The sequence below is a fragment of the Streptomyces sp. NPDC002730 genome, assembly GCF_042888805.1.
In the GTDB taxonomy this organism is placed as follows: Bacteria; Actinomycetota; Actinomycetes; order Streptomycetales; family Streptomycetaceae; genus Streptomyces.
In genome coordinates, this window is record NZ_JBIAQG010000009.1 from 302278 (window position 1) to 324078 (window position 21801).

Genomic DNA, 21801 nt, shown 5'->3' on the forward strand with positions numbered 1-21801 from the left:
GAGCCATCAACTGATGTCGAAGAGTGGGCCCGTGAGGGTGAGTCCCAGATCGTGGCCCACATAGGAGAAGAACGCGAGAAGCATCAGCGCCGCACCGGCCAGTGACAGATCCTTGAAAAAGTTGACCATCTCCATTGTTTTGGCCTCTTCGGCGGTCTCCTTCCAGAAGGAGTGCATCAGGAGCGCGGTCGGGACCAGGAAGACGACCAGGAGCAGTGCGCCCAGGTCCGCCCAGACCCCGAATGCCACCATCAGTCCGCCGGCGAGGAGGAGCAACCCGCTGGCCGGGACCGCCACCGCGGGGGCGGGGACACCTCGGGCGCCGGCGTAGCCCGCCATGGTCTTCGCTTTGGTGAGGTGGCCGACCGCCGAGTTGAGGAACATGACGCAGAAGAGAATGCGACCGATGAGCACGAGGACGTCCACGGTTACCTCCGGCGTCGCAGGTAATTGAACGTAAAATTTCCTGTCGGTAATTCTACGCCTCGGAGATGAAATCCATGCGGGCGGACGCACACCGCACGGGGCGGGCCCTGACCCGGGTCAGGGCTGCGATCCGGCGGATCCGGAAGCTTCCAGGAGTTCGAGGAACCGGCGGCCGAAAAGGTATGCGTCCCCCGGCCAACGGGCTGAGAGGTAGTTGCGGTCCTGCACGACGTACGCATGTGAGTCGTCGGTCGCGGTTCCGCGTGCGGTGAGCACCCTGGGCCCGCGCTCGAACAGGGTGCCCGGATCGTCCAGCGCGGCCTTGACCTCGTCCTCGACATAAGCCGGATAGGTGCGGTAGTAGCGGCCGAGGCGCCATGCGGTGGTGAGATAGGCCGAGCGTTCCATGTACTTCGGCAAGCAGGTCGTACGACGGTCCGCCAGCACGCTGCGGCCGCCGACGCCCGCACGCGACCGCGCCAGGACCAGCACGCCGTGGCAGATCGCGCCGACCGGCCGGTCCAGCGCCCAGAACCTGCCAACCTGCTGGTGCAGCACCTCCGAGCCCAGATACTGCCGCATCCCCTGCGCGTGGCCGCCCGGCAGGATCAGCCCGTCGAACTCGTCCACCTTCATATCCGCCCAGCCCACGGTCGCGGCGAATTCCCGGGACCGGGTGAGCTCGTCGTAGAAGTCCCTGGGTTCCTTCTCGGCGCCGAGTTGGCCGAAGAGCACGCCGGTCAGCAGCAGCGGATCCGCGGCGGGGCTTGTTCCCGCGCGCTCGGTGGCGAAGACGACCTGGTGCCCGGCGGCGGTGAGAATCCGCCAGGGCACGGCCACCTCGGTGACGTCGAAATCGCGGTCGGGAACCGGCATCAGTACACGCATCCGAGCATCATGGCAGGGGCTTCGCTCAGCGTCCCGGTATAGCCCGGCCGCAGTGGCCGATCCCGGCCGGCCGGTCCGAGGCACCGGCGCCGCAAGCGGCTCTCAGATCACCTTCGAGCGGACCAGGACACCGAGTACGAGGGCACCGGGAAGCAGCGGCAGCCACACCGTGATGATCCGGTAACCGAGAACCACAGAGGTGGCCACGGCGACCGAAACCCCGGCCATGACCAGCGCTATGACGAGTGCCGCGTCCACCGAGCCGATGCCACCGGGTGTCGGGATCACAGCGGCCAGCGTGCTCCCGGCGAGATAGGCGAGCCCGACATGGGCGGCCGGAATGGACACGTCCAGCGCCATCGCCACGGCGACCAGTCCCGCAGCCTGCAGGGTCGGATAGGCGACGGCGCCACCCCACAGAGCCAGTACGCGCGCAGGCCTGGTGTGCACGGAGCGCGCGTCCCGCAGCGCGGTGTCGACAAACGCGCGGATGGCTCTGCGCAGTGGCCGTACCGCCACCAGCACGACCGCTACCGCGCACACCAGAGATCCCGCCACCACCAGCACCGGGCCTGCCGCGTGCGGCAGGAGATCCTCCAGTTGCAGCGCGTGCGGAGAGGCGGCGAGGAGAGCGAGCAGCAGTACCGCTCGCCCTGTGCCCGCCGCCAGCATGTGCAGGGCCAGAGCGGCGGAGGAGCGGGGCAGCGAGAGTCCGCAGCGCTGGAGGAAGCGCAGATTGACCGTGCCCGCACCGAGCCCTGCCGGGAGGAGATGGTTGGCGGCACCCGCGGCGAATTGCGTCACGAACAGTCGTAGCGGGGGGAGGCGTTCGAGGGTCGCTCCCTGGCGCGTGAAGGATACGGCGACCCATCCCAGCACGGTGAGCGTGACAGCGAGCAGCAGCCAGTACTGGTTGGCGGACAGGAGTTGGCTGCCGCCGGCCGTGATGAGCGGCCAGTGCTGGGCCGCCCAGATGCCGACCGCAGCGATCGGCACCAGGCAGGCGATCTGTCGCAGTGGCAGCCCCCGAAGGAGGTTTCCATGGGATGTGGCCATCGCCTCGGTCGGTCTCCGCTTCTCACGCTGCCGGGAAGTAGTCGCGCCATCAGGCTCCCCGCGGCGGGCGACGTCCCGGCGTCGTACGGCCGACGGACGGCGGGCGCGATGATTGCTGGAAAGCGACGTCGCCTGTGCCGCCCGCCCGCCCGCCCTCGCCCGTTCGATCGGCGGCTCGGGCTCTTAGCAGGCGGACGCCGCACGTGCAACAGTGCGCGCACCGCCGTCGGCCGCCGCCGCTATGGGTGGCGTCACCATTCCGCGGGCGACCGGCTCGTTCCTACTGTGACCGGCACCTTGCTACGTCTGCGGGAGGTCTCGGATGCTGTTGCGCACAAGCCCGCCCAAGCCTGCCGGTATGCGCCGGGCCGCCGGTCGCGTGGGCGCCGTACTCGCTCTGCTCGCCGCCACCCTGTGGCTCGCCCCGGATCCCGCCGCGCAGGCGGCCGTACCCCTGGAGAGAGTCAGCAGCTTCGGCGCCAATCCCGGCGGTCTGAACATGTACGTGTACCGGCCCGTCGGCCTCTCCGCACATCCGGCGGTCGTGGTCGCCCTGCACGGCTGCACGCAGAGCGCCCAGGTCTACGCCGACAACTCCGGGCTCACGACGTTCGCAGACCGGCACGGGTTCCTGCTGGTCCTCGCCGAGACGACGTCCGCGAACAACTCCAGCAGCTGCTTCAACTGGTTCCAGGCCGCCGACAACCGGCGCGGGCAGGGCGAGGCCGCGTCCATCCGGCAGATGGTGGCGCATGCCGAGAGCACCTACGGCGCCGATGCGGGGCGTACGTATGTCACCGGTCTCTCGGCCGGAGGAGGCATGACCTCGGTCGTGCTCGCCGCCTACCCCGATGTCTTCGAGGCGGGCGCGGTGATCGCTGGACTGCCGTACGACTGCACCAAGGACACGGGGGCCTTCACCTGTATGAACCCCGGCGTGGACCGTACGCCCGCGGTGTGGGCGCAGCGGGTCCGCGACGCCTATCCCGCGTACTCCGGGCCGTGGCCGAGGGTGGCGGTCTGGCACGGCGACAACGACCCGACGGTCGTGCCGAAGAACGCCGATGAACTGCGGGACCAGTGGACCGACGTGCACGGAGTGGACCAGAGCCCGGACCGTACCTCCACCATCGGGCCGAATCAGACGCGCCGCGAGCAGTATCTCGGGGCGGACGGCAGGGTCGTCGTCGAGGTCGACCGGGTGCCCGCGATCGGCCACGGCACGCCGGTGGACCCGGGCGGCGGGCCCCAGCAGTGCGGGCAGACCGGCACCGCGAACTTCATCGACTCGATCTGCTCCGGCTACTGGATCACCGAGTTCTTCGGCCTCGACGGCTCCGCGCCTGATCCCGGCGGCCTGCCGGCCCCGGCCGGGCTCACCGTCACGGGCGCCACCCAGACCTCGATCACCTTGAGCTGGACGGCAGTTGAGGGCGCGGCGGGTTACGCGGTGTACCGGGACGGGACACGTATCGCCACTCCGTCGGGCGCCCCGTTCACCGACACGGGTCTGAGCGCGGGTACAAGGCACGACTACAGCGTGGCCGCCCGCGACGCGGCCGGGGCCGAAGGCGCACGCTCCGGCCAGGTCACGGCCACGACCACCGGCGGCGCGGCGGCCTGCCGGACAGCCGACAACTACCACCAGGTGCAGGCAGGCCGGGCCACCACCGACGGCAGCTATGCCTACGCCAAGGGCTCCCAGCAGAACATGGGCCTCTACAACACCTTCGTCACCCACACGCTCAAGGAATCACCCGTCGGCTACTTCGTCGTCGCCGACGGCAACTGCCCCTGACCGACGGTCGGTACGCCCCAGGAGGTTTCCCCGTGCCCTTCGCTCTTTCGTACACGGCCGCGCTGCTGCTCGCGCTCACCGCCGTCCCGGCCGTCGCACAGCAACCGCCCGAGACGCCGGCGACCGGCCACTGCAACCGGATCACCCGGCTGCAGGTGCCGGGCGCCGAGCGCCAAGCGACTGCCTGTCTCGGGGAGTTGACGACGGCGGGGACGGTCGCATCCGGTCACACCGACCCGGCCGACTGGGCCGGGCTGACACCCGCAGGTCTTGCCACGCCCAGTGGTGTGCCCGGTATCCAGATCGACGGCTACTTCCCCGACACCTCCGCCACCAATACCAACCACGGCTGGAGCCATGACTCGCAGTTCGTCATCCGGCTGCCCGACCGCTGGAACGGGGGACTGGTGGTCGCGGGCTCCCCGGGCGTGCGCGAGCAGTACGCGAACGACCGGGCCATCGGCGACTGGGTCCTGTCCCGCGGATACGCCTTCGCCGCCACCGACAAGGGCAACACCGGCGCGGCCTTCTACCGCGACGGCGCCGCGCCTGGCGAGGCGATCGTCGAGTGGAACGACCGCGTCACGCAGTTGACCAGGGCCGCCCGCGCGGTCGTCGCCCGGCGCTACCACCGCCCGCCCTCCCGCACGCTTGCCACCGGCATGTCCAACGGCGGCTATCTGGTGCGCTGGCAGCTGGAGAACCACCCCGAGCTGTACGACGGCGGCGTCGACTGGGAGGGGACCCTCTGGCGGTCGAGCGGACCGAATCTGCTGGCCTTCCTGCCACCCGCCCTGCGCCACTACCCGGTGTACGCAGCCGGTGGCCCCGGCGCCGACGCGGCACACCGGGCGATGCTCGCCGCCGGATATCCGGAAGGCTCGGAGTTTCTGTGGCCCTTCCACCATCAGTACTACTGGGATCTGACCCAGCGGATCTACCGGGAGGAGCTGGACCCCGGGTACGACGGGCCGACCGATGCGGGCACTCCGTACTGCGCGCCCGGCACGCCCGCGTGCGACGCGGACTACGCGTACACGTCCCGTCCCCCGGAGGTGCGCCGTGCCGTCGCGACGATAGGGCTGACCGGCCGGATCGGGAAGCCACTGATCAGTCTGCACGGCACGCTCGATGTGTTGCTGCCCATCGGCCGGGACTCGGATGTGTACGCCCGCATGGTGCGCGAAGCCGGCCGCGGCAAACTGTTCCGTTACTACCGCGTCGAAGGCGGCACGCACGTCGACTCGCTCTACGACGTCTTTCCGGACCGGCTGCGGCCGTTGACGCCCTGCCACCGCTCAGCGTTCACCGCCTTGGAGGCCTGGACCGGACAGGGCAGGCAGCCAGCGCCCAGCCACACTGTGGCCCGCCCGGCGGCGGCCGGTCCGGGCACGCTGCTCACCGACTGTCCCCTCGACGGCACACAACCCCGTCAAGAGTGAGAGCGCAAGCGGGGCGCATGGGGCGACCGGCAGCAGGCGGTCCAGGGGGTGTTGATCAGCGTGCGGACACCGTCGTCGTCGGGGTGTTCCAGCCGGAGATCCGCAGGCGGGGCGCGGAACCGTGCAGGTCGGCGGTGCGGTAGGCGGCGGTGAGAGTCGTCGATTCGCCGGGCCAGAGACTGACCTGGTTGTCGGACCACTGGACGGGCAGCACGGGCACGCCGTCGCCGTTCACAAGATGGACGTCCGTGAGCAGTGCCGGGGTCTTGCCCGTGCCCGAGTTGCGCACTGTGACCGTGGTCGTGGACGTCCCGTCGGCGCCCGTCGTGGTGTTCGCCGTCGTGGACAGGGCGGCCTTCGCCATGGAGCCCAGCCCCTTGAGGTCGGCGTACGCGGTGGTGGGTGTGTAGTACCAGTCGGTGTTGTCCCAGTCGAGGACGTCGGCCTTGGTGGACAGCCAGTACACGTTGCGGCTCAACTCCTTGCCCGTACTGTCGGTGAGTACGAGCTTGGCCAGATACGTGGTGGACAGTCCGGCGACCGACGAGGGCAGGGTCAGCGCGGTGGTTTTCGCACCGTCGCCGGCCACCGTCAGCCCGGATGCGGTCCTGTCGTACTTCTCGGTGCCGTCGGTGTTGAACAGCGTCACGCGCGCGGTGAGGCCCGAGGCGGAAGCGCGCCCGTTGTTCACGAGGACCACCGACCGGCTGTCGTAGGAGTACTGGACATGCAGCGGCTCATTGGCCTTCTTGGCGCCGAAGTAGGCGCCGCCCTGGTCCAGGTAGCGGTCCAGCAACTGCCAGTGCAGTGAGGTCCAGCCGCTGTTGAACATCCAGTACACGACGCCGGTGGAGGGCTTGGAGGAGTCGGTGGCATTCCGTCCGTACGACTCGAACTGCGCGCGCACGTTCTCGTACTGGGCGAGCTGCGCTTTGCGTACGTAGTCATCGAGGCTTGTGGGGGCGCCGTAGCGGCCGCTCAGGGCGTTGTTGTAGAGCTTGAGAGTGCTGAAGGTGCTCGAGGGGGAGCGGTGGTACTGCTTGGCGGAGGGGTTGCGCCACAGCGTTTCCAGTTCGGCGGGGGACATCATGCGGCGCAAGGTGTCGAGTGTGGGGATGTCGGGGCCGGCGCTGGTCTCGGAGTTGAAGCCGGTGGCTCCGCCCTCGCGCTTGGCATACCAGTAGTTGGGCGGGACCCAGTCGTAGGGGCCGGTCATCTTCATGCCCGAACTACCTGAGATCGGCGAGGATTTGGCCGAGGCCGCGGTGACCACCGGAGTGGACCAGTCGGTCTCCTTGAGGGCGTCGACGTAGTTCTTCTCGGTCTTCGCGTCGGGGGCGAAGTCACTTCCGATCAGGAAGGAGATGACGCTGGGGTGGTCGCGCAGCCGTGCAGCCTCGGCGGCCATCGACGCCTTCGCGACCGGATAGTCGGCGTCGGTCCACCTGTCACCGGGCTCACTGCCGTTGTTGTTGCCCTCCCACTTGTCGCAGCATTCCCAGCCCGGCAGGGCCAGCACGCCGTAGCGGTCGGCCAGGTCGAAGAACTCGTCCGGCTCGATGTGTCCCTCCAGCCGGATGGTGTTGAGTCCCAGATCGAGTGCGTACCTGAGCCGGTCCGCCACGTATGTACGGTCCCAGCGCAGGAATTCGTCGGGGGACCAGCCGCCGCCCTTGATGAGCAACGGGCGGCCGTTGATGCTGTACTGGCGGGCGCCGTCACTGTTCAGCGGTGCCTTCACATCCCGGATGCCGAAGGTCTCGTGAGCGGTGTCGGACACGGTTCCGGTGACCGTGGCGGTCATGTCGAGGTCGTACAGCGGCTGCTCGCCCATCGAGGCGGGCCACCATACGCGCGGTGCCTGCAGGTGCAGTTGCGGGTAGGCGGCGGGGGCGAAGACGACCGTCTTCGTCTGGTGCGGGGCCAGGGTGACGTCCTGGCTGAAGGTACTGGTGCCGAGCGTGCCGGACACGGTGGCGGTGACCGGATTCGCCGAGTCGTTGCGGGCCTGCGCCTTGACGGTCACCTCGGCGGAGGAGAGCGAGGGCACCGCGAGCTGGGTGACAGCGTGCGTGTCGCGCAGCGCCACCGGGCCGCCGCGGCGCACCAGAACATCGCGCACGATGCCCATGTTCTCGTCCGGCGGAGGCTGGAGCCAGTCGATCCAGCCCATGGTGAGGTTCTTGTTGGGGTCGTTGGGCTGGACGCGGAACGCGACCGTGTTTGGTGCCGGACTTCATCAGGGCGGTGATATCGAGTTCATGGTGGGTGTACGCACCGGCCACCGCGCTCCTGGTCGCGATCTGGCTGCCGTTGACGTAGACATCGGCGGCGGAGATCACTCCGCTGAAGTCGAGGTAGGTGCGCCCTTCTTGCCCGCCGTCGGGCGGGAGGGGCCCAGCGGTGTCGGTGACCGTGAAGTCCGAGCGGTACCACCACGGGACGGCGAAGTCGGCCGCCGGGATCTTCTTGAGGTTGGTGGAGTAGAACGGATCGGCGTACGTGCCGTTCGCGAGCAGGGCACCGAGAACGGTGGACCGTGGTCCGGCCGGATGCCAGCCGGTGGCCGGATACCCGGGGCTGGAGACAACGGCCGGGGAATGGGAGACCTTGGCTGTCGACTGGATCCGGTAGCCGGACAGCGCGGTCCTGCTGCCGGGCGCGGTGGCGACGTGGGTCACCGCCGGTCCGCGGGCGGAGTGTCCGGCGGGGGTGGTGGACGTCGCGCTCCGGTGGAGTGTGAGGAGCAGGCCGAGGACGACGGCCGTAGCGGCCAGGCGCCGGTACAGGGCGGGGCGGTGGGCCACGGTGGTCTCCCAGGGATCTGTGCGGAGCATCTGGGCTTCGGCAGCTTCGGAACATTCAAGTTAGGAATCTTTACTAACTGATTTTCGACGCTAGAGATCTGAGTGGGTCATGTCAATGAGGCGCCCCACTTGTTGCCCCGGATGGCGCAATCCGGGTGGGCGGCTGGGCGGCATCATCGCGAAGGTCATCGCTGTGTGTTCCTGCTCTCCGCCGCGGTGGCCCCGCTGACAGTGCCGTGAAACGCGACGTCCGAATTCCGCCAGCCATAGCCCGCGACACGCCGCAGAGTTGATGGCGGAACACCGCTGGACCACCCAGAAAGGATCAGAACGATGACCCTCTGCACGACGATCGACAGCCCGCTCGGCGAACTGCTGCTGGTGGGCGAGAGGTCCGCCACTGCCAGCGGCGGCACCGCGCTTGCCTCACTCTCCCTCCCCGGCCAGAAAGGCGGCGCAACGGTCCAGGACGGCTGGAGCGAGGACGCGGAGGCGTTCACCGAGATCGCCGCCCAGCTGAAGTCGTACTTCGGCGGCAAGCGCACCCGCTTCGACATCGAACTCCTCGTCACCGGCTCGGACTTCCAGCGACAGGTCTGGAACGCGCTGGAGATCATCCCGTACGGCAAGACCCTCAGCTACGGCGATATCGCCAGGCAGATCGGCGCGCACCGTGCTGCGGTCCGCGCCGTCGGCACCGCTATCGGCGCCAACCCGCTGCTCGTCGTACGCCCCTGCCACCGCGTGATCGGCGCCGACGGCTCACTCACCGGCTACGCCGGCGGCCTCGAGCGCAAGCAGCAGCTCCTCACTCACGAAGGCGTCCTGCAGGCCGCCTGAGCGCGGGCCTCGAACCACGGATCGAGGCGGCACCGTCCGCTCCGGCCGCCGTCACGCGCTCGGGCTGGTCTTCCACGACGCGGCGTGATGCGCACGTACACCCTGCTCGGTGCTGATGGCCATGCCTGTCGCAGCGCCACACCCGGCACGCTGGGCGGGCACCGGCGGAGTCGGCTGTACGGGCGGCTGGACTGCCCCTCCGCGCTGCGGGCCATCGCCCGCGGCGGCTACACCCGGCACCGTGTCTTCTTCGCCGACGAGACCACCGCCGTCGGGGCCGGATACCGTCCGTGCGCCGTGTGCCTGCCCCATCAGTACACGCGCTGGAAAGCGAATCGAGAGAGCACGACGTCATGAGCGTTCGCACGGAGCGGGAGCAGACCCGCTCACCCTTGATCAGTGCCGAGAACCTGGCGGCATACGGCGACCTGCCGCAGCCCGCCCCGCACACCGGGGCCGAACTCGCGTCCCTCATCGGCCTGCTGACGCAGCAGAAGTCGCGGATCGAGACAGTCGCCGTCGGCCACAGCCGCGATGCCGCCTCTCGCGCCGCTGCCGAAGCCTTCACCACCGCATGGCAGGCACGCGGCGGAAAGGTCCTCGCGGTGGTGGACTGGCCCGAGACGGCCGCGTCCTGGCTGCGCCCGAGCAGACGGCTGACCGCCGGGCCGCCGGACGCGTGGGTCGTGGCGGCGGCTCCGCCCGGCTTCGTCCAGCTGAGCCGCCGCCTGCGCCACAGCACCGACTGGGACCCGGCCCGCACCCTCGCCTTCGCGTCCCTTGCGGACTCCCGCCTTCCGGCCCTCGCCGGACCGGACACCCTGCATGGGCTGCGTGGCGCGACCGCCGAGGGCGGCACCTGGGAAGTACGCCACCGCTGGGTCACCTGCTACCCGCGGATGGGTCCGGCGGCTTGAGCGCGCCGTTTCCCGAGCGTTTCCACAGCGGCGATCACCCGGTCCCAGAACAGTTCCTGTTCCAAGGTCACCGCGACTCGCGCGTTCACTGGCCGGTCCAGGTACTGGTGCAGGTCCACCACGGTCGCCCCGCGCGTGTACTGGCCGCGCAGTTCGACCGCCACGCTCGCGTCGACGCAGCGTACGATCGCCGGGTCGATGACCCGGGCCACCGCGACGGGGTCGTGCAGCGGCGGGGCCTCGAAGCCCCACAGCCGCCGGTATGTGGATGCGAAGAAGGTCATCAACTGGGCGCAGGTACGGCCGAGTTCGGTGCCGAGCCCTTCGAAGCGGGCCAGCACCTCGGGCGTGGCGAGCGCCTGGTGGGTGACGTTGAGCCCGCACATCGTGAGCGGCACGCCGCTGCGGAAGACGATGTCCGCGGCTTCGGGGTCGACGTAGATGTTGAATTCGGCCGCCGGGGTCCTGTTGCCGCGTTCGGTGGAGCCGCCCATGAGCACGATCTCGCGGATGTGCGCGGCACTGTCCGGGTACCGGGTCAGCAGCAGGGCGATGTTGGTCAGCGGCGCCGTCGGGACGAGGGTGACGGGTTCCGGATGTTCGGTCAGGATCCGGTGGATGAGGTCCACCGCGTGCTCCGGGACCACGTCCACGGTGGGTTCCGTGAACTGCGGCCCGTCGAGGCCTGAGGCCCCATGGACGTCGTCCGCCACCAGCAGCGGCTGGACGAGCGGCTGCGCGCATCCGGCCGCGATGGGAACATCGGTGATCCCGGCGACGGTGCAGACCCGGCGCGCGTTCAAGGTGGTCTTCTCGACCGTCTGATTGCCGGCGACCGTGGTGATCGCGAGCAGGTCGATCGCGGCGTCTCCGGCCGCGAGCATGATGGCGACGGCGTCGTCGTGCCCGGGATCGCAGTCGATGATGATCGGCACAGGCACGGTGCTTGCTCCTCGGCGTTCCGGGACGGCAACGTCTTCAGTGTGCCCCTGAGACGGGCCGGCGGGCGGCCCTCATCCCCTCCGGGCGGCCCTCCTCCCCTCCGGGCGTGGCCGGGCCCGTACGTCAGCCGCACGAGACGGCTGATCGCCGCGCCGGTCAGAGTGTGCGGTCGTCTCTGTGGGCACCGTAGAAGTCGGCCTGGCGGGCCATGAGCGCGCGCATCGAAGTGCCGCGTGCGACGCCATAGACGGTTCCGGGGAAGTCAAGGCCGCGCTGCACCTCCCACAGCTCGTCGTGCTGGTCGGGGGAGAACAAGCGCGCCGGGTCCCCGGCGGCGATCCAGCCGATCGGCAGAACGGTGTCGGGCGCCAGCCGCGAGTTGACGTGAAGCACGCTGTTGAGCCGAAGTTCGGAGCGTGTGCCTGCCACGGCACCCGGGAAGGCCGAGGCACCCGTCGCCACGAAGACCTCGTCCTCGACCGTCGCTCCGTTGATATGGGCGTGCGGGCCGATCAGCACCGCATCGCCGAGGATGGCGGGATGTTCCGCCCGGCCACGGACCAGCGCGTTCTCCAGCACCACCACATTCGTACCCGTGCGCACTTCGCCGTCCTCGGCAGTGAGTACGGCACCGTGCATGATGCGTGCCCCTTCGCCCAGGACGACCGCACCGCACAGGACTGCTGAGGGGGCGACGTACGCGGAATCGGGAACGACAGGACACTTTCCTCGATGTTCGATCAACATCTGGCCGAGGGTAGGACACTCCTCTGGGCAGCGGCGGCAGCCGGTCCGTACCGCCCGGTTCTCAGATGTCCGGGAACGTGGACGGAATGCCGAGAGTTCCGGCAATGGCCTGCCAGATCGCTGCCTGCGCGGTGTCGAGCGTGACCCGCGGGTCGTCCAGCATCAGCCGGATACCGAAGCCGTCGCACAGAGCGAGAACCAGCGTGCTGGTCGTGTCGATGTCGTAGTCGGCGAATTCGCCGGTGCGGATTCCCCGCCGCAGTGCCTCGGCGACCCAGGTGTGGAGCTGGTCGTACAGATCCACGGCGAGATGGTGTGCGGATTTGTCGCGCAGCGCCCGTACCCAGAGTTCCTGCCAGAGCTTCCAGTCCTGCCGGAGTTCCGGGTCCGTGGGCAGCATGCTGTGAATGATGCGTGCCAGCGTGACCGAGGCCGGGACCGAGTCGGCGTCGCGTTCGAGTTCGGTGCCGGTCTGGGCGAAGGAGTGTGTCATCGCTTCCGCGAAGAGCTTCTCGCGGGTCTCGAAGTGGTAGTGCAGCAGAGCCGTCGACACGCCGGCGTGCTCGGCGACCATGCGCATACGGATCTTCTCGAAGCCGACCTCGGCAATCACTTCGCACGCGGCGGAGAGAATCCGCTCACGCGTTTCGAGCGTGCGTTCGGCCTTGGCCACGTTGCTGCTCCTGTTCCGTATCGCCGCCCATATGCGGTCGGCGGGGCCGCCTGCCCGCCCCGCGCCTCTCCATCTTCCCGTATCTCCCCCGGCTCCGGCCCCCGGGCCCCTGGCCACAGGCGCCGCGAAACGTGCGCCACACTGCGCCGATTCATCGGTACGTGTGGAAGCCCCGGCCCGACTTACGGCCGAGCAGGCCCGCGTCGACCATCCGGGCCAGCAGCGGCGGCGGTGCGTAGAGCGGCTCCCGGAATTCCTCGTACATCGACTCCGCGATGGCCTGCGTGGTGTCCAGTCCGATGAGATCGGTCAGGGCGAGCGGACCGAGCGGGTGGGCGCAGCCCAGGGTCATGCCCCGGTCGATGTCCTCGACCGACGCCGTACCGGACTCGACCATCCGCACGGCCGCCAGCAGGTACGGAACCAGCAGGGCGTTGACGATGAACCCGGCACGGTCCCGGGCGCGGACGACCTGCTTGCCCAGCACATCGGAGGCGAACGCCTCCGCGCGCTGTGCGGTGCTCTCGCCGGTCAGCAGCGACGGCACCAGCTCGACCAGGGGGAGGACCGGCACGGGATTGAAGAAGTGCAGACCCACCACGTGTTCCGGGCGCGCCGTGGCCGCGGCCAGTCGGATGACCGGGATGGAGGAGGTGTTGGACGCCAGAATCGCGTCCTGGCGTTTCACGGTCGCGTCCAGCCGGGCGAAGACCTCCACCTTCGCCGCTTCGTCCTCGGCGACGGCCTCCACGACCAGATCCCGGTCGGCCATCAGGTCCATGTCCGTGGTCGTCGCGATCCGGGCCAGCGCGGCATCCCGGTCCTCGGCGGACAGCTTTCCGGCGGCGGTGGCCCGGTCGAATGAGGCGGTGATGCGTCTGTGCCCGGCGTCCGCCGCCGCCCGGCTCGCCTCGACCACGATGACGTCTCGTCCCGCCCGCGCGCACACTTCGGCGATACCGGATCCCATGAGGCCGCAGCCGACGATCCCGATCCGCTCGATACCGGCCATTGCTTCTCCTCGGTTCTCCCTGACGGTCTTACGGGCCATGAGCTGCGGGTCACCGGGCCGCCGCCCGGACCCGGTCGCGTGGACCGGGCCCGGGCGGCCCGCCCGCGTTCAGCCGGCGGACGGCATCTGCAGAACGCCCGTGCCCCGCTTGACCAGTTCACCCGCGATGATCAGGCGCTGGATCTCGGAGGTGCCTTCCCAGATGCGGTCGACGCGCAGTTCGCGGTAGAGGCGTTCGACGGGGTAGGAGCGGTCGTAGCCGCGTCCGCCGAAGATCTGGACGCACCGGTCGATGACCCGTCCGGCCGCCTCGCTCGCCGACAGCTTGGCGATCGCCGCCTTGGCGTGCAGGGTCTTGCGGTCGGCCCGCCCTTCATCCACCTCCCAGGCGACCTGGTGGGTGTAGGCGCGGTTGACTGCGATGTCGACGGCGCAGTCGGCGAGCATGCCCTGGATGAGCTGGAAGTCGGAGATGGGGGAGCCGAACTGGCGGCGTTCGACGGCCCAGTCGCGGGCGAGTTCCAGTGCCCGCTCGGCCGCGCCCGTCGTCCGCGCGGCGATCATCAGCCGCTCCTCGGTGAACCAGGACCGCGTGATGTCGTACCCGTTCCCGATGCCGCCGAGGACCGCGTCCTCGGGGACATGGACATTCGTGAACGTGAACTCGGGGTGCTCGTAGACGAAGGTGTGCATGAAGCGCGGCACGCGGGTCATCTCGATGCCGGGCGTTTCCTTGTCGACGAGGAACAGGGTCGGGGCCCGCTCCTCACCGGCAGCGGCCAGCACAATCATGAAATCCGCGTGGTCGCCGACGGTGACGAACCACTTCTCGCCGTTCAGCACCCAGCCGCTGCCGGTCCGCGTCGCGGTGGTCTTCAGATTCTGCGGATCCGACCCGGCCTCGGGCTCGGTCACCGCGTAGCAGTCACGGCGCCTTCCCTGGATGACAGGGACGAGGTACCGCTCGCGCTGCTCGGGCGTGCAGAAGCGAAGGGCGTTCGCCGGCCGCCACACCATGTCCCACAGGGCACCGGTGAGCCGGCCGAGCTCCTCCTGGACGGTGGCCTGCTCCAGGATCGAGAGACCGGCACCTCCCCACTCCGTCGGCATGTTGACGGCCTGCAGCCCGCTGCCGAGCACGGTGTCGCGGATCTCGGCATGGGCCTGCGGGGGCAGGCCGTTGTTCTCCTCACAGTCCAGCTCGTACTTGATGATGAAGTCGGTGAGCCCGCGCGCGGAGCTCTTGAGCTCCTCCTGACGGGCGGTGAGGCGGAAGTCCATGTCATTCCTCGAAGTTGTCGGGTACGAACGTGTGCCGGCGGGGGCGGGGCGGGGCGTCAGGAGGCGGGCAGTGCGAGTGCCCTGGTGCCGCGTTTGATGAGCTCGTTGGCCACGATCAGGCGCTGGATCTCGGAGGTGCCTTCCCAGATGCGGTCGACGCGCAGTTCGCGGTACATGCGCTCGACGGGGTAGGAGCGGTCGTAGCCGCGTCCGCCGAAGATCTGGACGCACCGGTCGATGACCCGTCCGGCCGCCTCGCTCGCCGCGAGCTTCGCCGTCGATGCCTTGGCGTGCAGGGTCTTGCGGTCGGTGTGCGGCTGATCGGCTTCCCAGGCGACCTGGTGGGTGTAGGCGCGGTTGACTGCGATGTCGACGGCGCAGTCGGCGAGCATGCCCTGGATGAGCTGGAAGTCGGCGATGGGGGAGCCGAACTGGCGGCGTTCGACGGCCCAGTCGCGGGCGAGTTCCAGTGCCCGCTCGGCCGCGCCCGTCGTCCGCGCCGCGATCATCAGCCGCTCGTCCGTGAACCACTCCTTGGTCAGCTCGTAGCCGTTGCCGACGCCGCCGAGCACGTCCTCGTCGGGGACGAAGACATCGGTGAAGGTGAACTCGGGATGCCCGTTCACCGCGGAGTGCATGAACCGCGGCACGCGCGTCATCTCGACGCCGGGCGCGTGCTTGTCCACGAAGAACAGCGTCGCCGCGCGCTCCGGGCCCGCATCGGCCTGCACCAGCAGGAAGTCCGCGATGTCACCACAGGTCACGAACCACTTCTCGCCGTTCAGCCGCCAGCCGCCGATGGTGCGGTCGGCGGTGCTGGTGCCCGAGCCGGGGTCCGAGCCCGCTCCCGGTTCGGTCACCGCGAAAGCGTCGAACCGCTCGCCCCGGATGACGGGGAGCAGGTATTTCTCCCGCTGCTCCTCCGTGCCGTACGCCAGCACGTTGGCAGGCCGCCACGGGATGTCCCAGAGGCAGTTGGTGACCTTCCCGAACTCCTCCTCGACGATGACCTGGTCGAGCAGGGACAGCCCGGCCCCGCCCCACTCGGCGGGCATATTGATCGCGTACACGCCGGCGTCGATCGCGGCGCGGGTCAGCTCGCGGACCGTGTCGGCGGGCAGCGGACCGCCCGCCTCCTCGGACTGGTTCTCGTACTGCATCAGAAGCCGCGCGTACGCGGCGGCCCGCGCCTTGAGGTCGGCCTGCTCGGGTGTGTAGCGGAAGTCCATGGTGTCCTCCGAGAACGGTGGTGAGGGGGAGTGGGTCGTCAGACGAGTACGGCTCGGGCGTCCAGGGCCAGTACGCCGTCCGGGCGGACCAGCAGCGGGTTGACCTCGAGCTCGGCGATCTCAGGGTGGGCAGCAGCGACGGCGGTGATGCGCTCGATGACGGCCGCCGCGGCCGCCACATCGACGGTCGGCCGACCCCGGACGCCCGCTAGCAGCGCGGCGGTACGCAGACCGCGTAGCAGATGTCCGGCCCGGTGGGCCGGGACGGGCGCCAGAGAAAAGGCGACATCGTGCAGCGTCTCGGTGAGGACGCCGCCGAGACCGACCATGGCGACCGGACCGAACTGCGGATCGCGGTTCACGCCCACGATCAGTTCGATGCCGTCCGTGAGGTCGGCCATCGCCTCGACCGAGTAGGAAGGCGCGCCGAGCCTGGCGCGCATGTCCCGGTAGGCGGCGGTGAGCGCGTGCCGGTCCGCGAGCCGCAGCGCCACGCCGCCCGCGTCGGACTTGTGCAGTACGTGCAGGGCTTTGAGCACGTACGGACCGGTGAACTCATCGGCCGCTGCGAGCAGTTGGGCCTCATCGGTGATCTCGCGCGCCGGCGGGAACGGCACCCCCGCCGCGCTGAGGAGGCCCCGGACCCCGTGGTACCCGGCGTCCCGCAGAGGGGCCGCCGCCGGTGGCAGCGAGGCGACACCGGGCGGACCGCCCGCCTCGCGGACCGTCATCGCCGCAAGCGCTCGGGCGGCGTCCTCGGTACAGGAGAACACCGGTATCCCTGCGTCGACCAGCACCTGGCAGCTCGTCGACCGCGGATACATCGACTGCACGACAAGCGGCTTGGGCGTCGCCCTCCGGTGCGTGACGATCGCCCGGGCGGCCCGCAACTCGCCCTCGGCGAGCGCGGATCCACCGCCGCCGAGGCCGCCGTCGGAAGCCGCGTAACCGCCGAAGTAGCCCGTCATCAGAACGGCGTCGACCTCGTCGGCGGCGAGCAGCCCGCCGACCGTGTCGGCGTACGACCCGGGGTTCTGCTCGCCCATCCCGGCCAGGTCCACCGGATTGCCGACCGCGGACTGCTCCCACAGCACGGTTCTCAACCTTTCCTGGGCCGTTGCGCCGAGTTCGGGCACCTCAAGACCGGCGGCCTCGGCGGCGTCGGCGGCGATCGCGCCATGCCCTCCGCCGTCCGTGAAGACCGTGGTACGCCGACCGCTCGTACGCAGGCCGGCGTTGAGCGCGGCGAGGACAACGGTCATCTCGCGCGGCGTGGCGACCAGTTCCACCCCCGCGTCGCGGCAGGCGGCGGCCACGACGTCGGACGAAGTGGTGAGGGCGCCTGTGTGCGACTGGGCGCTGCGGGCCGAGGCGGTGCCGCGTCCGGCAGTGAGCAGTACGACCGGCTTGCCTGCCGCGGCGGCGGCCCGGGCGAAGGCACGGCCGTCCCCGAAGTCCTCGGCGTACACGGCGATGGCCCGGGTGGCCTCGTGCCGCGCACAGTCCTCGACGAGGTCGACGAGAGTGACATCGGCCTGGTTGCCGAGGGAGACGAAGCGGGAGAAGCCGAGGCCGTGCGGGGCGCAGCGGAGCTGGAGCTCGAGCGCGAGGTTGCCGCTCTGGCTCAGCAGGGCGATGTCGCCGGGCGTGAAACTGTCCGAGGCGAGGTACAGCTGGGTCGTGTTGTCCGCGATCCCGAGGCAGTTGGGGCCGACCAGGACGGCTCCGGCGGCGCGTACGCGATCGGCGATCGCCCGCTGCCGGGCCAGCCCGGCCGGGCCCGTTTCGGCGAAACCGGCGGTGATACCGACGATCGCCCGCGCGCCGCAGGCCAGAGCGTCGTCGACGGCGGCCTCAAAACCGGGGCCCGGTACGGAGATGACCACCAAGTCGACAGGTTCGCCGATCTCCGTGAGGCTGGTGGCGGCGGTGCGGCCGAGGACCGTACCGCCGCGGCGGTTCACCAGGTGCACTGGCCGCCGCTCGGGGTCGCGCAGCGCCTGTGCCGCCACCGCGTGGCCGTACTTCGCCGGGTCGTTGCTGGCGCCGACCACGGCGACGGACTTGGGGTCGAAGAGAGCGGTCAGATCACGTCCCATGTCACTTCTCCAGCCGGAGCGCGGAGTTGGGGCAGGATTCGGCGCAGGCGCGGGCCGCGTCCTCGCCGCCGTCCGGCACCGGTACGGCGACGACCGTGGCGTAGCCCCACTCGTCGAGCTCGACGAGGCCGGGGGCGTGCTCCTGGCAGAGGCCGTAGCCCTGGCAGCGTGTGGAGTCCAGAAGGAGTTTCACGGTGTTCCTTTCAGCGCGGGCACGGGGGAGGAGCCGGGCAGTGGGGCATCGGACGGAGTCGCGTCCATGACGTCCGGTACGGGCACGGAGAGCCGGTGGCCGCCGCTGGGAGGGCTTGCGTCGCAGGCCGGACACGGGGTGCCGAGGTGGGCTCGGACGGGTTCGGGGAAGGCGAGCAGGAGGCTTCCGGCGGTGCCCGCGGCGGCGTCGAGGAGGCCGCACGCGCCGCGCCCGGGCAGGCCGGACGACCACCGGAGCAGCCGTTCGACGGAGTCGGGCCCGGCCGTGCCGGCGGTCAGCCGGTGCAGGGTGTCGCTGATCGCGGCCGTGCCCGACACACAGACGCCGCACTGCCGGGAGCTCTCGGCCGCGAGATGGTCCACGGCGTCGGCGGCGACCGCCACCGGGCACTCGCCCGGGGCGAGGAAGCGGATGGCTCCGCAGCCCAGCGCCGTGCCGGCGGCGGTGAGCGCGCCGGGATCGAGCGGGAGGCCGAGTGAGCCGGCGCCGATCAGCCCGCCGAAGAGCCCGCCCATGAGCGCCCCGGTGGCGTCGGGCGTGCCCTGGGCCGCGGCCAGCGCCGCCAGCGTGGAGCCGTACGGAACTTCGGTGAGCAGCGGAGTTCCGTGACTGCCGGACAGGGTCAGCAGCGTGGCGCGGGCGATCCGGCGGCGCAGCTCCGGCCGGCCGGCGATGAGGGCGATACGGGCCAGCGTCTCGACGTTGGAGACGAGCGTCGGCTCGTCCCCGACTCCTCGCTCGAACGGCCGGGGCGGCTTGGCGGTGGGCATGGCCGGACCGCCGTTGATCCTGCGTACGACCGCGGTCTCCTCGCCGGCGACGTAGGTGTGTCCGGTCTCGATCACCTCGACCGGCAGCCGCGGCGGGCGCTCGGCGAGGGCATGGCGGACGCGTGCGCCGGCGTAGGGGTCGGAGAGGTAGATGAAGCCCCGTACGGCTCCGGTGATCGCGGCGGCGCGGGCCAGTCCGTCCAGGACGAGATGGGGCCGGGCCCGCAGCAGCCAGCGGTCCTTGACCGAGCCGGGCTCGCCCTCTTCCCCGTTCGCCACCACTACCGGAGCGCCGCCGGCGTCACGGACGGTCCGCAGCTTCACGGCGACGGGGAATCCGGCGCCGCCGCGGCCGCGCAGCCCAGCCGCCGCGATATGGGCCAGCAGCACGTCCGGGCCTACGGCGTCCCGGTAGCCGCCCGTCGCGGCGTACGCCTCGGCGCTCTCCGCCACGGCCGGGGCCGCTCCGAGGAGGGAGCCCGTCCGGGCCGGTATGTGGGACAGGATCCCGGTCATCCCCGGCCTCCTTCCGCTACATGGGTACGCAGGGTGCGCACCGCGTTTTCGAGGGCTGTGCGGTCCGCCGCGGTCCGGCCGTATCCAGGTCCCGGAAGGCCGATGAGCATGCGGTGGTGGTCGAGCACCACCTCTCCCGCGAGCAGGGCGGCCCGGGGGTCGCCCGGGCGGGAGCCGTCGGCGACGGCGGTCACCAGACCGGTGACCTCCGCGAGATAGCGCAGCCAGCCGCGCCGGCTGCCGTGCAGGATCAAGGTCTCCACGCGGCGGCGCTCGGCGGCCGCCAGTTGCGGTGGCGTCGCGGCCGGACCCCGCGCGCCGGTGCGCAGGGCGGCGACGGTGGGGGGCAGCTCCCGCTCCGGTTCGGGGGTGAGCCCGAGCCAGACGAGACTCCGACGACCGCTCATGCCTGCCTCCGGGAGGGATGGGAGAGCCGTCACGGCCCGACCGGGCCGGCAGTGGCCAGGGGTGCGATGTGCGCTGTCTGTGGCTTACTGCCGGTGACCGGGGTGCCGTGCGACGGGGAATCGGCTGTACGGACCGGGCGTGGGGTGCCCGGGAGGCTGCCGGCGTCCGGTTCGACGGGAAACGACGAAACGCGGGGAGCAGCGATGAGGACTACGCTAACTAATCAATTAGTCAGTCCACAAGTCTTGACACTGCGGAAACGCGGCAGCAATCTGACTGACCAATTAGTCAGCGCGGCTTCCCGGTGTCTCACCACGGCCCGCAGACAGCCCCTGGGCCGCCTCAACACCGATCGCCGCATGTGCGGCATGGAGGAGTCAGCCGATGCAGCCCGAAGCCCCCGAAGCCTTTGCAGTCCCCACAGCGCCGGAAGCGTCAGAAGCTCCTACAGCCTCCGCCGCACCCCAGGACCAGCAGAGCCCCGGGCAAGCCCTGTCCGCCCGCTACTACACCGACGCCGGCACGGCCGCCGCCGAGACCCGGCACATCTTCGCCAAGTCCTGGCAGCTCGTGTGCCACGAATCCGACCTGCCCGGACCCGGCGCCCGGCTCGCCGCCACGGTCGCAGACCGCGAGGTACTGGTGGTCCGGACCGAGAACGGCGGCCTGGCGGCCCACCTCAATGTCTGCCGCCACCGCGGAACACGCCTGGTCACCACCCCCGAACCGGCCGGCAGGGCGATCCGCTGCCCGTACCACGGCTGGACGTACAAACTCGACGGACGACTGGTCGGCGCCCCCGAGGCGCGGCAGATCCCCTGCCTGGACAAGCCCAGGCTCGGGCTGTTCCCGGTCCGCGTCGAGTCGTTCCTCGGCTTCGTCTTCGCCAACCTCGACCCGGACGCCGTACCGCTGGCGAAGCAGTGCGCCGGCCTCGCCGAGGCGGTCGGCCACTACGCGGGAACCGATCTGGTGCCGGTCGGCCGCAGCCGGATCCACGACCTCGCCGGCGCCGAGGTCCAGGAAGCCAACTGGAAGGTGGCGGTCGACAACTACCTCGAGGGCTACCACGTGCCGGTGGCTCACCCCGGGCTGATGCGGCTGCTCGACTACCAGGGCTACACCTGCGAGATCGAGGAGTCGTACGCGCTCTTCGCCTCGCCGCTCCGGGACAAGCCGTCCTCGAACTGGGCGGAACGCCTCTACCAGCAGGTCGCCGCCCCGATGCCCGGCCTCACGGAAGCCGACCGGCGAGTCTGGCGGTACGCGGTGATCTATCCCAACACACTCATCGACTTCTACCCCGACCATGTGCTTGCCTGGACCGCAATCCCGACGGCGGTGGACCGCGTGGCCGTACCCGGCGCGTTCTACACCCGCCGCGGGACCGGTCTGCGCACCCGGCTCGCCCGGCGGCTCAACATCCACATCGGCTGGATCACCAACGACGAAGACGCCGAGCTGGTGGCCCGTGTGCAGAAAGGACTGACCACGCCCGGCTTCGAGCCGGGGCCGCTGTCCCGGCGCGAGTCGGCGGTCGGCTGGTTCGCCGGCCGCGTCCGGGCCGACCTCGACGGCGCGGAGCTGTAAGCCGCTCCCGGCGAGGCGAGCTGTTCCAGCCGTGCCGGCGGTGTGCCCCGCACCGCCTCGCGGCTCCCTGGTCGAGCACGGAGTCAGGGCATCCGTGTACCTGTGACCGCGCCCTGAAGCAGTGCTCGTCCCCCATGGACCCTACG

At 70.3% G+C, this 21801-nt stretch carries 19 protein-coding genes and 1 pseudogene; 6 read left to right on the forward strand and 14 right to left on the reverse strand.

Annotation, left to right across the window (positions count from 1 at the left end; genetic code table 11):
- Positions 1 to 6: 6 nt before the first annotated feature.
- The 3 genes from ACFYXH_RS24065 to ACFYXH_RS24075 all read right to left on the reverse strand — a co-directional run bounded on the left by ACFYXH_RS24065 (position 7) and on the right by ACFYXH_RS24075 (position 2370).
- Positions 7 to 426: a DoxX family protein gene (locus ACFYXH_RS24065; RefSeq protein ID WP_389566440.1), complete on the reverse strand. Its 420-nt coding sequence runs from the start codon at positions 424 to 426 to the stop codon at positions 7 to 9.
- 117 nt (positions 427 to 543) lie between these two features.
- A complete protein-coding gene (locus ACFYXH_RS24070; RefSeq protein WP_389566443.1) occupies positions 544 to 1314 on the reverse strand; it encodes a type 1 glutamine amidotransferase domain-containing protein in 771 nt (256 codons plus the stop codon).
- Positions 1315 to 1416: 102 nt separating this feature from the next.
- Positions 1417 to 2370: a YbhN family protein gene (locus ACFYXH_RS24075; protein WP_389566446.1), complete on the reverse strand. Its 954-nt coding sequence runs from the start codon at positions 2368 to 2370 to the stop codon at positions 1417 to 1419.
- Positions 2371 to 2692: 322 nt separating this feature from the next.
- On the opposite strand from ACFYXH_RS24075, the gene ACFYXH_RS24080 reads away from it, so the two are divergent.
- Positions 2693 to 4168, forward strand: coding sequence for a PHB depolymerase family esterase (locus ACFYXH_RS24080; RefSeq protein WP_389566449.1), 1476 nt, complete (start codon positions 2693 to 2695; stop codon positions 4166 to 4168).
- A gap of 32 nt (positions 4169 to 4200) precedes the next feature.
- Positions 4201 to 5610, forward strand: a complete 1410-nt coding sequence (locus ACFYXH_RS24085; RefSeq protein WP_389566452.1) for a tannase/feruloyl esterase family alpha/beta hydrolase — start codon at positions 4201 to 4203, stop codon at positions 5608 to 5610.
- Between the two features lie 55 nt (positions 5611 to 5665).
- On the opposite strand, the pseudogene ACFYXH_RS24090 reads toward ACFYXH_RS24085, so the two are convergent.
- Positions 5666 to 8447: pseudogene (locus tag ACFYXH_RS24090) on the reverse strand (exo-beta-D-glucosaminidase).
- 303 nt (positions 8448 to 8750) lie between these two features.
- Between ACFYXH_RS24090 and ACFYXH_RS24095 the strand changes: the two are divergent.
- The 3 genes from ACFYXH_RS24095 to ACFYXH_RS24105 all read left to right on the forward strand — a co-directional run bounded on the left by ACFYXH_RS24095 (position 8751) and on the right by ACFYXH_RS24105 (position 10174).
- Entirely contained in the window at positions 8751 to 9257 is a 507-nt protein-coding gene (locus ACFYXH_RS24095; protein ID WP_389566455.1) for a methylated-DNA--[protein]-cysteine S-methyltransferase, read from the forward strand.
- A gap of 87 nt (positions 9258 to 9344) precedes the next feature.
- The gene (locus ACFYXH_RS24100) at positions 9345 to 9614 is read left to right on the forward strand and encodes an Ada metal-binding domain-containing protein (RefSeq protein WP_389566458.1); all 270 of its coding nucleotides are present in this window, start codon (positions 9345 to 9347) and stop codon (positions 9612 to 9614) included.
- Positions 9611 to 10174: an ABC transporter substrate-binding protein gene (locus ACFYXH_RS24105; RefSeq protein WP_389566461.1), complete on the forward strand. Its 564-nt coding sequence runs from the start codon at positions 9611 to 9613 to the stop codon at positions 10172 to 10174. Before ACFYXH_RS24100 ends, ACFYXH_RS24105 begins: the two co-directional genes overlap by 4 nt.
- On the opposite strand, the gene ACFYXH_RS24110 is transcribed toward ACFYXH_RS24105, so the two are convergent.
- From ACFYXH_RS24110 to ACFYXH_RS24155, 10 genes are all read right to left on the reverse strand, one after another.
- Complete coding sequence (locus ACFYXH_RS24110) at positions 10147 to 11115, reverse strand: nucleoside hydrolase (protein ID WP_389566464.1); 969 nt, start codon at positions 11113 to 11115, stop codon at positions 10147 to 10149. The genes ACFYXH_RS24105 and ACFYXH_RS24110 overlap by 28 nt on opposite strands.
- A gap of 157 nt (positions 11116 to 11272) precedes the next feature.
- Complete coding sequence (locus tag ACFYXH_RS24115) at positions 11273 to 11863, reverse strand: gamma carbonic anhydrase family protein (protein ID WP_389566466.1); 591 nt, start codon at positions 11861 to 11863, stop codon at positions 11273 to 11275.
- A 61-nt stretch (positions 11864 to 11924) separates the two neighbouring features.
- Positions 11925 to 12536: a TetR/AcrR family transcriptional regulator gene (locus ACFYXH_RS24120; RefSeq protein ID WP_389566469.1), complete on the reverse strand. Its 612-nt coding sequence runs from the start codon at positions 12534 to 12536 to the stop codon at positions 11925 to 11927.
- 151 nt (positions 12537 to 12687) lie between these two features.
- Complete coding sequence (locus ACFYXH_RS24125; protein ID WP_389566471.1) at positions 12688 to 13548, reverse strand: 3-hydroxybutyryl-CoA dehydrogenase; 861 nt, start codon at positions 13546 to 13548, stop codon at positions 12688 to 12690.
- Positions 13549 to 13656: 108 nt separating this feature from the next.
- Positions 13657 to 14829, reverse strand: coding sequence for an acyl-CoA dehydrogenase family protein (locus ACFYXH_RS24130; protein WP_389566474.1), 1173 nt, complete (start codon positions 14827 to 14829; stop codon positions 13657 to 13659).
- Positions 14830 to 14885: 56 nt separating this feature from the next.
- Positions 14886 to 16058 (reverse strand): acyl-CoA dehydrogenase family protein, encoded by a 1173-nt coding sequence (locus ACFYXH_RS24135; protein ID WP_389566476.1) that lies wholly within the window; start codon positions 16056 to 16058, stop codon positions 14886 to 14888.
- A gap of 38 nt (positions 16059 to 16096) precedes the next feature.
- Positions 16097 to 18157 (reverse strand): acetate--CoA ligase family protein, encoded by a 2061-nt coding sequence (locus tag ACFYXH_RS24140; RefSeq protein ID WP_389566479.1) that lies wholly within the window; start codon positions 18155 to 18157, stop codon positions 16097 to 16099.
- A gap of 1 nt (position 18158) precedes the next feature.
- A complete protein-coding gene (locus ACFYXH_RS24145) occupies positions 18159 to 18350 on the reverse strand; it encodes a ferredoxin (RefSeq protein ID WP_389566482.1) in 192 nt (63 codons plus the stop codon).
- On the reverse strand, positions 18347 to 19657 hold the full coding sequence (locus ACFYXH_RS24150; protein WP_389566485.1) for an NADH-ubiquinone oxidoreductase-F iron-sulfur binding region domain-containing protein: 1311 nt from the start codon (positions 19655 to 19657) through the stop codon (positions 18347 to 18349). The genes ACFYXH_RS24145 and ACFYXH_RS24150 overlap by 4 nt, the downstream gene beginning before the upstream one ends.
- Positions 19654 to 20064, reverse strand: a complete 411-nt coding sequence (locus ACFYXH_RS24155) for a hypothetical protein (RefSeq protein ID WP_389566488.1) — start codon at positions 20062 to 20064, stop codon at positions 19654 to 19656. The genes ACFYXH_RS24150 and ACFYXH_RS24155 overlap by 4 nt, the downstream gene beginning before the upstream one ends.
- Before the next feature lie 385 nt (positions 20065 to 20449).
- Between ACFYXH_RS24155 and ACFYXH_RS24160 the strand changes: the two genes are divergently transcribed.
- On the forward strand, positions 20450 to 21655 hold the full coding sequence (locus ACFYXH_RS24160) for an aromatic ring-hydroxylating dioxygenase subunit alpha (RefSeq protein ID WP_389566491.1): 1206 nt from the start codon (positions 20450 to 20452) through the stop codon (positions 21653 to 21655).
- Positions 21656 to 21801 lie beyond the last annotated feature (146 nt).

Coding starts and splice junctions, on each gene's coding strand:
- ACFYXH_RS24070 (WP_389566443.1), bottom strand. CDS start 1,314: ATGCGTGTACTGATGCCGGTTCCCGACCGCGATTTCGACGTCACCGAG.
- ACFYXH_RS24075 (WP_389566446.1), bottom strand. CDS start 2,370: ATGGCCACATCCCATGGAAACCTCCTTCGGGGGCTGCCACTGCGACAG.
- ACFYXH_RS24080 (WP_389566449.1), top strand. CDS start 2,693: ATGCTGTTGCGCACAAGCCCGCCCAAGCCTGCCGGTATGCGCCGGGCC.
- ACFYXH_RS24095 (WP_389566455.1), top strand. CDS start 8,751: ATGACCCTCTGCACGACGATCGACAGCCCGCTCGGCGAACTGCTGCTG.
- ACFYXH_RS24100 (WP_389566458.1), top strand. CDS start 9,345: ATGCGCACGTACACCCTGCTCGGTGCTGATGGCCATGCCTGTCGCAGC.
- ACFYXH_RS24105 (WP_389566461.1), top strand. CDS start 9,611: ATGAGCGTTCGCACGGAGCGGGAGCAGACCCGCTCACCCTTGATCAGT.
- ACFYXH_RS24115 (WP_389566466.1), bottom strand. CDS start 11,863: ATGTTGATCGAACATCGAGGAAAGTGTCCTGTCGTTCCCGATTCCGCG.
- ACFYXH_RS24125 (WP_389566471.1), bottom strand. CDS start 13,548: ATGGCCGGTATCGAGCGGATCGGGATCGTCGGCTGCGGCCTCATGGGA.
- ACFYXH_RS24130 (WP_389566474.1), bottom strand. CDS start 14,829: ATGGACTTCCGCCTCACCGCCCGTCAGGAGGAGCTCAAGAGCTCCGCG.
- ACFYXH_RS24135 (WP_389566476.1), bottom strand. CDS start 16,058: ATGGACTTCCGCTACACACCCGAGCAGGCCGACCTCAAGGCGCGGGCC.
- ACFYXH_RS24140 (WP_389566479.1), bottom strand. CDS start 18,157: ATGGGACGTGATCTGACCGCTCTCTTCGACCCCAAGTCCGTCGCCGTG.
- ACFYXH_RS24150 (WP_389566485.1), bottom strand. CDS start 19,657: ATGACCGGGATCCTGTCCCACATACCGGCCCGGACGGGCTCCCTCCTC.
- ACFYXH_RS24155 (WP_389566488.1), bottom strand. CDS start 20,064: ATGAGCGGTCGTCGGAGTCTCGTCTGGCTCGGGCTCACCCCCGAACCG.
- ACFYXH_RS24160 (WP_389566491.1), top strand. CDS start 20,450: ATGCAGCCCGAAGCCCCCGAAGCCTTTGCAGTCCCCACAGCGCCGGAA.